The following is an 11,577-nucleotide window of genomic DNA, read 5'->3' as shown; positions in this document are numbered from 1 at the left end:
TAGGTAAACCGCAATTTGCTTATGCTTGGAAGCTCGTACCGACGGACAGGACACCGGCAGGAAAGCGTGAAGATATCTCATTGAGGGAAAAGGAACAGGATATACAAAAAGACCTCAACGACGGTATCGACACAATCGGAAAGAAAATGTCGGTCTGCCAGCTATATGCAAAGCAGAACAGCCACAGAAAGAATGTGAAGCGAAATACTGTAAAAGGTCGCAAGTACCTTATGGACATTCTGGAAAAAGACCCGCTGGGAATGAGAAGCATTGACAGTGTGAAGCTGTCCGATGCAAAAGAGTGGGCTATCCGCATGAGTGACAATGGCTATGCCTACAAGACGATTAGCAATTTCAAGCGTTCCCTTAAAGCGTCATTCTACACGGCGATACAGGACGACTGTATCAGAAAGAATCCTTTTGATTTTGCATTGAATACGGTTCTTGAAGATGATACAGAATCAAAGACTGCTTTATCATTGGAACAGGAAGCCGACTGTCTTTCCTTTATGGAACAGGACAAGACCTATAAGAAGTACCGTGATGAAATCATAGTGCTGCTGGGAACGGGGCTTCGTATCTCTGAATTTTGCGGACTGACCAAGTTTGACTTGGACTTTCCAAACAGGATAATCCATGTAGACCACCAGCTATTGAGAGATAGTGAAATCGGGTACTACATTGAGCTTCCGAAAACCAAAAACGGTGACAGAGAGATTCCAATGACAGAGAATGTCTATCAGGCATTAAAGAGGATTGTAAAAAGCCGTGGGAAAGCAGAGCCTATCGTTATTGACAGCTACAGAGATTTTCTGTTCCTCAACAATGAGGGGTTGCCAAAGGTGGCTTGCAACTATGAGAGTATGGTAAGAGGACTTGTCAAGAAGTATAACAAGTGCCATGAGGCAGCATTGCCAAATGTAACGCCACATACATTCAGACACACGTTCTGTACGAATATGGCAAACAAGGGCATGAACCCAAACACCTTGCAGTACCTTATGGGACACGCCAACATCACTATGACGCTTGGGTATTACGCACATGGTTCTTCTGCTTCTGCTAAAGCTGAAATGGACAGGTTATGTGCCTAGTAGTAAAGGCAGAGTTTACTACACTTTTACTACTTTTGGCTGCCAAAACACGCTGGGATATGCCAGCATATGCAAAGTATCTTCCGATATGAAAAATGCCCGTAACGCCCGTAAATACAGGCTATACAGACATTTGACAACTTATGAAAAGATAATCAATTTATTATAGAAGTTTTTAGTATAAAATTTGTCATAAAAAGATGGTTGTTATTGACTTTACGAATAGAATGTGAGTATTATAAACATATAAAGGCAAAACTGCTGAAAAGTAGTGACGCAAAGCTATAGGGCCTGTTTTGATGGTAGCCAGTTGCAGAATATTTCTTGAAAATTTTTTAAATTGTTTTCATGAGGTTTTTGCATGCTGGTTAATTTTATGAGCATGTTTTTTAAGTTGATAGAGAGGAGTTAAATAAGATGAAAAAAATATCACGAATTATATTAACTATTACTGTTCTTATGATTGTAAATGTATTCCCTTTATCAGCAAAAACAAAGGTAAAAGTCGCATACCCTATTCAGGATAGACTGACTGAATTATCAGAGGATGGTGTTTATTCTGGATATACCTATGATTATTTAAAAGAATTAGAACGTTTTACAAGTTTTGAATTTGAATATGTCATTTATCAGGGAGACGTTAATGAAAAGATTGTTGCAGCTATGGATGATGTTGCAAGTGGTAAAGTAGATTTAATGGGTGCTATGCTTTATGATGAATCAGCGAAAAATGTATATGATTATACATCTAGCAACTATGGTATGGGAAATATGGCTATTTATGTTTTATCGGATAATACTGAAATTAATGATACAAATATTTATTCACTTAAAGAGTTAAATGTTGGTATTGTTTCTTCAGCTCATAAAGAGGATCAAAAACTTAAAGAATTTGGAGAAATGAATGGTATTAAAATTATTCAACATTTTTATGAATCAGAAGAAAAACTTATGGAAGATTTTAATAATGGAAAAATTGAATCAATAGCAGTATCTGAGCAGGCAGGTATAACTGGTAATTACAGAGTTGTTGCAACGTTTTCTCCACGTCCATTTTATTTTGTCACAACAAAAGGGAAAAGAGAAATATTATCAGAAATTAATGAGGCAATGGTGGAATTAAATAAAGAACAGCCATCTTTTATGAGTGATTTACATGAAAAGTATTTTTCTTTTAAATCTGGTGATTTTATTCTGACTGAAGCAGAAAAGGAATTTTTAAAACAACATTCAGTTATTGATGTAGCTTTGTTAGGGGGAAAGGCGCCTTTACAATCAAAGAATAAAAATGGGAATCTAGAAGGAATTTCAATAGATATATTAGATTATATTGGCGAACTTACAAATGTTAAGTTTAAATATCATTATGCAGAAACGTATGATGAATATGAGAAACTATTAGAAGATGAAAATATAATCATGGCAGGTGGATTAGCTATTCCATATTATGAAGCAAAGAAGAATTTTGAGTGTACACGTTCATATCTTGATTCAGGACTTGAAATTGTTATGACAAAGGGATTGGATGCATCTAATATTGTAGGACAGCGATTAGCTTTACCTAAGGGAACTTATTATTCTGGTGAGTATGACGGAAAAGTGGTTTATTATGATACACCACTGGAATGCTTTGAAGCAGTCAATAATGGAGAAGCAGATTATTCATATTTAGGTAGTCATATTGCTTTGTTTTATAGTAGTTCATATGATTTTGATAATATAACAATGATTCCTCAATATAGTAATTATAGTATTAAAAATTGTTTTGCTATAAGAAAGGATGTTTCATCACCACTGACAAGTATCATTAATAAAGGAATAGATAAAGCATCAACTACTGAAATACAGTCTATAGTATTTAAAAATGCAACTTATGCAAAAGAAGAACTATCAATAATGAATTATATTCAAAATAATCCATTACAATTTGCTGGATTTATCCTTGTTTTAATTGGAATATATTATGTATTAAGAGTTCATATGCAAAAGAAAAATGATAAAAAATTATTAATGGAATATAATCGTTTTCAAAAAATAAGTGATTTATCTGGTGATTGCTTCATTGAATATAATGTTAAAGAAGATACTTTGAAATTAAGTGGAGGAGCGGCTATTCTTATATCGCCACATAAAGTGATTAAAAACTATCTTCATAGTGATGATAAGGGTGCATCATTATTTCACTCTATTCTTGATAACAAAAGAACGTATGATAAAGAAATAAGATTACGATTGATAGATGGAAGTGAGCGTTGGCAAAGAATTTTCTTACAGCCAATGTTTGATCAAAACAATTGTGTTAGTCATATTATAGGTAAAATCACAGATATACAAAATCAAAAAGAAGAACAATTATTATGGAAGGATCTTGCCAAAAGAGATAGTTTAACAAAAGTTTATAACTCAGCAGCATGTCATGAAATGTTTGATCAATTGTTAGAAGGATCTCATGATAATGAAATAGCTTTAATTATTTTAGATATAGATAATTTTAAATCAATCAATGATAATTATGGACATTATTGTGGGGACCAAGTGTTAGTACAATTAGCACAAATAATTGTTAACTCTTCAAAAACGACTGATATTGTAGCACGTGTTGGTGGAGATGAGTTTATTATTGGATTAAATCATCCAAGAAGCATGAAAGAAATTAATTATTATTGCCAAAAACTCATGGAATCTATGTCAGAGTTTAAAATTTGTCCGATGACAATAAGTATGGGGATAGCTATATCAATAAAAGGTCAAAATTATGATGATTTATATCAACTTGCCGATAAAGCATTATATGATGCTAAAAATGCGGGTAGAAATAATTATAGATTTGCTAATGAAATGAAAAAGAGCGAATAAAGCTCTTTTTCATTTTGTCGATATTTGGCTACGTTTATATAATAATATAGCAATAATCATAATCATTCCTTCACTCATAGGAAAAGAAAGCCAAACTCCAGTTAAAGAGAAGAACTTAGAGAGAAGGATAACTAATGGAATAATGATAAGACCACCTCTTAATATAGAGATTATAAAAGATTTTTTTGTTTTTTCGGTTGATGCTAAATAAGTAATCAACACCATATTAATACCAGCAAAGAAAAATCCAGCAAAATAAAGAGGTAATCCATTCTTTGCAATTTCTGCCATCATGATATTATTTTCACTGTTAAAAATAGAAATAATTAAATGAGGAAAACAAATGATACATGTATAAACAATTCCAGATACAAGAAATGCTGTTATCATTGCATAATGAAGATAAGTATGTGTTAAACGTAAATTATGCTCACCATAACTTTGACTCAATAATGGCTGAATCCCTTGCGCAATACCTGTATACAAAGATGTAACAACTAAAGCGAGATTACTAATAATGCCGTAGCTTGCTACTGCAATATTCCCACCAATAGAGAGAATAACTATATTAAAGACAAATATAATAATTCCTCCTGATAATTCAGTAATAAATGAAGATATCCCAATAGAAAAAATATGCCATATTTCATTTATCTTTATAGATGAATGTATAAAATGAAAATGATTTTGTTTCCATATAACATGAAGACTACAGATAAGAATAGCGACAATTGGAGAAAAACCAGTTGCTAAAGCAGCACCAAACATTCCCATTTGACAAGGGAAAATTAAAATATAGTCAAAGATAATATTGAATAATGTTCCAGTTAACATTGCGAAACTTGCTAAACGAGGATTATTGTCATTTCTTACAAATGTAACAATAATTTGTTCTAATATAAAGAAAGGTGCAAAAACAATAAAAGTACGAAGATATATTGAGGCAATGCCAATAACTTCAAAATCAGCACCCATAAAAGACATAATGCCTTCAGCAAAGATAATACCAAATATTGTGATGGGAATAGAGAGCATGATTCCAAGCTTTATAGCAGTCGTAAAATAACAAGATGCTTCTTTATCCTTCCCTTGTACTTTTAATATAGAGAAACGTGTTGCACTTCCTACACCAAGGAGTAATCCAAGAGCTGAAATAACTGTATAAAGTGGTAATATCAGATTTAAAGCTGTTAATCCAACACTCCCGACACCATTTGCTATAAACAAGGTATCTGCTAAAATATAACAAGATAACCCTATCATACTTAACATATTAAAACTTACATATTTTATAAAGATTAATTTTCTTTCCATATGCCACCTCCTTGTGATATCATAGACTATAGGGTAAGCCTATAGTCAAGGAGAAATTTATATGTCACAATATTATCAAACTTATTATTCCACAGGAGAATTTGCCAAACTCTGCCATACAACTAAAGAAACTCTCTTTCATTATGATGAAATTGGATTATTAAAACCACAAATCATTAAAGAAAACGGTTATCGTTATTATCTTTCTTCTCAATATTTTGAATTTGATTTCATTAAAGTTTTACAAGAAGCGAAAATGTCTTTAAAAGAAATTAAAGAATTTATGATACAAAGAAATAATGAAAATTTTGTTTCTATTCTTAATGAAAAATATTTGCAGTTAGAAGAAGAAAAAAAGAAAATAGAAAAAATGCAGTATCGTATTCAACAATCAATCTCAATGACAAAATACGGTGTTGAAACACAGCATATGGTTCCCTTTCTTGAAGAATGTCCACAAGAACATTTATTAACAATTGCTTTGCCAGATCGAACACTAAGTGATCGAGAAATGATGAGATATATTAGTGAGCATTTTGATTATTGTGCAAAACACAATATAAATGAGGAACTGCCATTAGGGACCATTATATACCGTGATCAATTTTTAAAAAGAGATTACCATGAAAATATGTACTATGTGAAAATACAACAACCAATGGATGATAAACAGTATTATTTAAAACCTCAAGGAACATATGCAACTCTATTACATGAAGGTTTTTATGATACAATTGATGATTCGTTTCAGCAATTATTTGATTTTATAGACCAAAAGGGATATCAAATAATAGGGAATGCTTATGAATATGAAATTCATAATTATTTTACTGCACAAGATATGAATCATTATTTGATTTCCTTATCTGTTCAAGTAGAAAAACGATAGACAAAATAAATAAAATCATATAAGATGAATAAAAAACGGAGGAATAATATGAAATATAAATTAGTAGCATTGGATTTAGATGGAACATTGAAAAATTCAAATAATGAAATCACAGAAAAAACACGAGAAGCTTTAATTGAAATTCAAAAGCAGGGAGTAAAGATTGTTCTTGCATCTGGGAGACCAACACCAGGATTACGACATGAAGCAAAAGAACTTGAATTGGAAAAATATGGTGGATATATTCTTTCTTTTAATGGAGCTAGAGTGGTTGACGTGAAAACAGGTGAAACAGTATATGAACAAACTTTGACAATTGATGAAGCAACACGTGCTTATCAGCGTGCCAAAGAATTTCATTTAGCATGTATGACTTATGAGGATGCAGTGATTGTAACAGAGGATATTGATGATGAATATGTTTGTGTTGAAGCACGTATTAATGATATTAAAAAGAAATGTGTTACTTCATTTGTAGATGATTTAAAGGATCCAATTCATAAGGTTTTATTGACAGGAAAACCTGAATATGTGGCATCTATTGAAGAGGAATTTAAACAGCCATTTGGAGAGACATTGAGTATTTATCGTAGTGCTCCATATTTTATTGAAATTATGGCTAAAGGTATTGATAAAGCAGCATCTTTAGATAGACTTGCTCAATCATTAGGGATTAAGCAAGAAGAAGTCATGGCTTTTGGTGATGGATTTAATGATCTAAGTATGATTGAATATGCTGGTTTAGGTGTTGCTATGGATAATGCTGTCGAAGGTGTTAAGGAGCGTGCTGATGTGATTACAAAATCAAATAATGAAGATGGGATTGCATATATTTTATCTCAAGAGTATGAAGGAGTTTTGAAATGATACCGAAAGATCCAGCAATGTTATTGAGTTATGTGAATATGAAATTAAGAGATCAGTATGATTCATTAGAGTCATTATGTGATGATTTAGATATTTCTATGTCTGAAATTGTAGAAAAACTAAAAACAATAGACTATATTTATGATAATGAAAAAAATCAATTCAAATAATAAGGTGTTTGTGCTATAATTGGGGAAAATAAGGTGGAGGAATAGAATATGTTAAAGTTAGAACAGTTTCAAGAAGCAAAAAAGAGAGTCGATGAAGTCATTATTCCCACTCCCTTAATATATAGTGAAGCTTTTTCAAAAGAATGTAAAAATGAAGTTTATATTAAGCCTGAAAATCTTCAAAGAACAGGAGCTTTCAAAATAAGAGGGGCTTACAATAAAATTGTTAAGATGGATGATGAGGCTAAACAAAAAGGTTTGATTGCTTCATCAGCAGGGAATCATGCTCAAGGAGTAGCATATGCTGCACATAAATTAGGCGTTAAAGCAACAATTGTTATGCCAAAACATACACCATTGATTAAAGTAGAAGCGACACAATCACATGGAGCTGATGTTGTATTGGCTGGTGAGGTTTATGATGATTCATACAATACAGCATGTGAATTACAGAAAAAACATGGCTATACTTTTGTACATCCCTTTAATGATGAAGATGTTATTGAAGGACAAGGAACGATTGCTTTAGAAATTTTAGAAGAATTACCTGAGACAGATATTATATTAGTACCAGTTGGTGGTGGCGGTTTGATTTCAGGAATTGCCTGTGCTGCAAAATTGATAAAACCAACAATTAAGATTATAGGAGTAGAACCAGAAGGTGCTGCAAGTGCTTTAGCAGCTATTAATGAAGATCAGGTTGTTGCTCTAAAAGAAGCTGTGACAATTGCTGATGGTACTGCTGTTAAACAAATTGGTGAAATTACATTTGATTATATTAAAGAATATGTTGATGGAATTATTACAGTTTCTGATTATGAATTAATGGATGCTTTCTTGTTGTTGGTTGAAAAACATAAATTAGTTGCAGAAAATTCTGGTATTTTATCTTTGGCTGCATTAGCAAAGTTAAATGAAAAGAATAAAAAGGTTGTATCTTTAATCAGTGGTGGAAATATTGATGTGATGACTATTTCATCAATGATCAACAAGGGATTAATCGCAAGAGGAAGAATCTTTACATTCTCTGTTCAATTACCTGATAAACCAGGTCAATTAGAATATGTTGCTCATGTATTAGCACAATGTAATGCGAATGTTATTGGTGTGGATCATAATCAGTTTAAAAACTTTGCACGTTTCTCAGAAGTAGAACTTCGTGTCACTTGTGAAACCAATGGTGAAAGTCATATACAAAAGATTATTGATACTTTTAATGAAGAAGGATATATTATTACAAGAATTAATTAATAGATTGTATCAATTTTGAGAAGTCGAATGACTTCTCTTTTCGTTTAAAGAGAAAAAAAGAACGTTGAATGCAAATAGATGTTTTAAATAAGAATAAGGATTATAATAAAAATAGAAATAAGAATATGATACAATATCTTTGAAGGAGGACTTCAACATGAATATAGCTATTATAGATGATGAACCTGTTTTTTTAGATATTATACAAGATTACTTAAAAATAATAACTTCTTATGAAATAGAAACATATAGTTTTACAAGTATTAAAGATTTAGAACAAAGCCCTATACCTTATGATTTATTATTGTTAGACATAGATATGCCCGATTATGATGGGATACAATATTCACAAACACATAAAGATAAAAAGATTATTTTTGTAACAAACTATTCATCAAGAATGAAAGAAGCATTTAGATCTAATGTCTATGGGTTTATAGAGAAAACGGATACTCAAGAATCTTTCTGTCAAGAAATAAAAAAAGTTATTGAAGAATTACAACAAGAAAAATCAATCAATTTAAAGACTGATCTAGGGATATTTAGTTTTCCTGTAAAGGATATTGTATATGGACAATATTTATCTAATCGAAGGGTTAGTTTTGTTGTTAACCAAAAATTATATGTTTATAAGGGAAAAACATTACAAGAATTTATGATGATGTTAGGTGAAGGATTTTATTTGATTGATAGGGATACATTTATAAATATGGATCATGTATTAGGTGTAGTAAAAAATCAGATTATTTTAAGAGATGTTAAACATAGACTAACAGTTAGTTCAAGAAGGCAAAAAGAGATTAAGGAGTTGTTTTTAAGGAGGAAGTGATTATGGCATATATTAGTAGTCTTATTTATGTTGTAGGGTTGATATTGTGTCTTCATTTTATTACTGAAAAGAAATTGCCTTTTATAAGAATGTTAATTTTTTCAGTGATTTATGCTTGCATTCATTATTTTATGATGATTGATGGTATGTTTGATGCCAATCAATATATATTAGTTATTATTTCAATAGTAATGTTAGATTGGCTTATGCTTTGTTGGTTATATGATAAAGTGGAATTTTGGATTTTGTTTTATAGTACAATATATTTTGGGTTATATATGGTTGGGCAAAATATCGTTCTAAATATTTTTGCTAAGAACAATCAAGCAATATATATAAATGTATTAATGAATTGTGGAATTGTTTTATTGTTTATTGTTTTTATGAAAAAACATTTATTTCCTAAAAGAGAAATAGTCTATGAGTATGCTCATTTATTCAATATAGTCAATATATTTGTACTCATGATTTATATGATTTTCTTTGGCTTTCAATAAAGTTTTATGAGATCAGAATATATTGTTTTGATTGATGGGATGTTATTATGTTTATGGCTATATTTACTCTACACAATGAATAGAACATTTGTTTTAAATGAAGAGAAGACTGAATTCATGTATAGAGAAGTATATAATCAAAATATAGAACAGTATGTCCAGTATTATCTACAAGATCAAAAAAAATCATTAGAATTAATGCATGATTTTAAAAATCATCTTATGATTATAGAAAGATTGGATGATTTCAATAAAATACATGAATATATTAGAGAAATACTTGGTGATATTCAAAGCATGCAGTCATATGTGACATATGGTAATATCTATGTTGATGCTTGTTTGAATATGAAAGTGCAGGAATATAAAAATTTACAATTTCATTTTTCTGTTCATATTGATGGATTAAAAATGAATGGGAAAGATTTATGTGCATTGTTGTTTAATTTATTAGATAATTCTGCTCAAGCTGCGAGTCAATGTCAGGGAGAAGTTGATATGAGTATGATTTATAATGAAGGGAACTTGGTGATGAGTATGAAAAATGATTGTTTATTTGAACCTGATTATCAATCACATAGTCAGTTTCATGGATATGGATTAAAAATTATTCAAAGCATTGTGGATAAGTATAATGGGGCTATCGAATATCGTTTTGAACAACAGAAAGTGTGTGTTGATTTATGTATACAAGTCTAAATAAGAAAATGAAAATCATGTTGGGCGTGCTTATCCTAGCAAGTTTGTTGACTATGATGGTCAATGTCAATAGACCTCTTATTCTTACTTATATAACAGTATTTACACAAATGATTTTTAATGTATTTTTTGTCTTAATGCTTGTTGTGGGTTGTTATGCCATGTTAAGAAAATATGAAGATGAGTTTTCTATTCAAGAAATGGGATGCCTTGCTTTGACAAGTTCTCTCCTATTGCTTTTAAGTTTTCTCATTTCTGATACAGTATCAGATGTAGAAATTGTAAATTTATTTCAACCAGGAATAAGTGTTTATCTTACTGATATTATCATGATAAGCGGTTATTTTATGTTAAGAAAAATGAAATATCGTATATCATTAACAAAAACATTTCTTTGTTATTATGTCTTGACGATTTGTTTATCAATCTTAGCAGTAGATATTTCTGCATTACAAATCATTGTTGCTGCATGGATGCAGTTAGGAATGCTATTTTGGGTAGAAATGTTAATGAACGGAAGAAAATATCAGAGGGATGAATGGTTAGTATTGATAGGATTTGCTATCGTGATAGCTTATTTATGTTTAGGTTGTAAAATGACATTACTGACTATTCCATTGATTCATATATGTTTATTCTTCTATCTAAGTATAATGAAACAATGGGTATCTGTTCAACAGATACAGATTGTGAATATTATTGTTTTGGTGGTTTCATTTATTGGTTTTCAATTTTTAGAATTTAATACTAGAATTTTAATTCAAATGATTTCAATCTTAAACATACAGGTGGATGTCTTTCTTTTAAGTATAACATTATATATTATAGAGCATGGATGTTCTATAAAAGAACTATTATGTACCTATGCCTTTATGCTAATAGGAATACCTTTAATCTATCATAATGATATTTTTATCTTAGATTCAGTATTTTGTATTATGCAGATTTTAGCAATCACATTATTGTATTGGATGTATAAAAGACAGAAAAAACTCTCATATATAATCACAACATGTCTATGTTGTATGACTATGATATTGATTGTTGTGACTGCAATACAGAACTTTTTCTAATATTATATTAAGAAATATAGAGTTACATCTATATTTCT

Annotated in this window: 11 protein-coding genes and 1 riboswitch; of the genes, 10 read left to right on the top strand and 1 reads right to left on the bottom strand. The window is 30.5% G+C overall.

The features are described from left to right. Together BN350_RS18735 and BN350_RS07610 are read left to right on the top strand one after the other, a co-directional pair. The coding region (locus BN350_RS18735) for a tyrosine-type recombinase/integrase (RefSeq protein ID WP_044600207.1) at positions 1–1,094 on the top strand (1,094 nt) is incomplete at its 5' end. 241 nt (positions 1,095–1,335) lie between these two features. Beyond that, a riboswitch (cyclic di-GMP riboswitch) is annotated at positions 1,336–1,412 on the top strand. A gap of 99 nt (positions 1,413–1,511) precedes the next feature. Next, the gene (locus tag BN350_RS07610) at positions 1,512–3,950 is read left to right on the top strand and encodes a transporter substrate-binding domain-containing diguanylate cyclase (RefSeq protein WP_028043064.1); all 2,439 of its coding nucleotides are present in this window, start codon (positions 1,512–1,514) and stop codon (positions 3,948–3,950) included. Positions 3,951–3,959: 9 nt separating this feature from the next. On the opposite strand, the gene BN350_RS07605 is transcribed toward BN350_RS07610, so the two are convergent. After that, positions 3,960–5,264 carry an MATE family efflux transporter gene (locus BN350_RS07605; RefSeq protein WP_028043063.1) on the bottom strand — a complete coding sequence of 435 codons (1,305 nt, stop codon included), beginning with the start codon at positions 5,262–5,264 and terminating at the stop codon, positions 3,960–3,962. A 61-nt stretch (positions 5,265–5,325) separates the two neighbouring features. Here BN350_RS07605 and BN350_RS07600 point away from each other — a divergent pair, with 61 nt between their 5' ends. The 8 genes from BN350_RS07600 to BN350_RS07565 all read left to right on the top strand — a co-directional run bounded on the left by BN350_RS07600 (position 5,326) and on the right by BN350_RS07565 (position 11,539). Next, positions 5,326–6,153 (top strand): MerR family transcriptional regulator, encoded by an 828-nt coding sequence (locus BN350_RS07600; protein ID WP_028043062.1) that lies wholly within the window; start codon positions 5,326–5,328, stop codon positions 6,151–6,153. Positions 6,154–6,201: 48 nt separating this feature from the next. Then, positions 6,202–7,020 carry a Cof-type HAD-IIB family hydrolase gene (locus BN350_RS07595; RefSeq protein WP_028043061.1) on the top strand — a complete coding sequence of 273 codons (819 nt, stop codon included), beginning with the start codon at positions 6,202–6,204 and terminating at the stop codon, positions 7,018–7,020. Beyond that, a complete protein-coding gene (locus tag BN350_RS07590) occupies positions 7,017–7,190 on the top strand; it encodes a DUF4250 domain-containing protein (RefSeq protein WP_028043060.1) in 174 nt (57 codons plus the stop codon). Before BN350_RS07595 ends, BN350_RS07590 begins: the two co-directional genes overlap by 4 nt. A gap of 48 nt (positions 7,191–7,238) precedes the next feature. Beyond that, complete coding sequence (gene ilvA, locus BN350_RS07585) at positions 7,239–8,441, top strand: threonine ammonia-lyase (RefSeq protein ID WP_028043059.1); 1,203 nt, start codon at positions 7,239–7,241, stop codon at positions 8,439–8,441. A 157-nt stretch (positions 8,442–8,598) separates the two neighbouring features. Beyond that, positions 8,599–9,270, top strand: coding sequence for a LytR/AlgR family response regulator transcription factor (locus tag BN350_RS19925; protein ID WP_049945534.1), 672 nt, complete (start codon positions 8,599–8,601; stop codon positions 9,268–9,270). A 2-nt stretch (positions 9,271–9,272) separates the two neighbouring features. After that, a complete protein-coding gene (locus tag BN350_RS07575; RefSeq protein WP_028043058.1) occupies positions 9,273–9,767 on the top strand; it encodes a hypothetical protein in 495 nt (164 codons plus the stop codon). A gap of 117 nt (positions 9,768–9,884) precedes the next feature. Further along, a complete protein-coding gene (locus BN350_RS07570) occupies positions 9,885–10,466 on the top strand; it encodes a sensor histidine kinase (RefSeq protein WP_187117112.1) in 582 nt (193 codons plus the stop codon). Next, positions 10,451–11,539 (top strand): hypothetical protein, encoded by a 1,089-nt coding sequence (locus BN350_RS07565; RefSeq protein WP_028043056.1) that lies wholly within the window; start codon positions 10,451–10,453, stop codon positions 11,537–11,539. Before BN350_RS07570 ends, BN350_RS07565 begins: the two co-directional genes overlap by 16 nt. Positions 11,540–11,577: the final 38 nt, after the last annotated feature.

This window comes from Candidatus Stoquefichus massiliensis AP9 (assembly GCF_000455285.1).
Classification (GTDB): Bacteria; Bacillota_I; Bacilli_A; order Erysipelotrichales; family Coprobacillaceae; genus Stoquefichus; species Stoquefichus massiliensis.
This window is presented reverse-complemented; position numbering and strand designations above follow the sequence as displayed.

Coding starts and splice junctions, on each gene's coding strand:
- BN350_RS07610 (WP_028043064.1), top strand. CDS start 1,512: ATGAAAAAAATATCACGAATTATATTAACTATTACTGTTCTTATGATT.
- BN350_RS07605 (WP_028043063.1), bottom strand. CDS start 5,264: ATGGAAAGAAAATTAATCTTTATAAAATATGTAAGTTTTAATATGTTA.
- BN350_RS07600 (WP_028043062.1), top strand. CDS start 5,326: ATGTCACAATATTATCAAACTTATTATTCCACAGGAGAATTTGCCAAA.
- BN350_RS07595 (WP_028043061.1), top strand. CDS start 6,202: ATGAAATATAAATTAGTAGCATTGGATTTAGATGGAACATTGAAAAAT.
- BN350_RS07590 (WP_028043060.1), top strand. CDS start 7,017: ATGATACCGAAAGATCCAGCAATGTTATTGAGTTATGTGAATATGAAA.
- ilvA (WP_028043059.1), top strand. CDS start 7,239: ATGTTAAAGTTAGAACAGTTTCAAGAAGCAAAAAAGAGAGTCGATGAA.
- BN350_RS19925 (WP_049945534.1), top strand. CDS start 8,599: ATGAATATAGCTATTATAGATGATGAACCTGTTTTTTTAGATATTATA.
- BN350_RS07575 (WP_028043058.1), top strand. CDS start 9,273: ATGGCATATATTAGTAGTCTTATTTATGTTGTAGGGTTGATATTGTGT.
- BN350_RS07570 (WP_187117112.1), top strand. CDS start 9,885: ATGTATAGAGAAGTATATAATCAAAATATAGAACAGTATGTCCAGTAT.
- BN350_RS07565 (WP_028043056.1), top strand. CDS start 10,451: ATGTATACAAGTCTAAATAAGAAAATGAAAATCATGTTGGGCGTGCTT.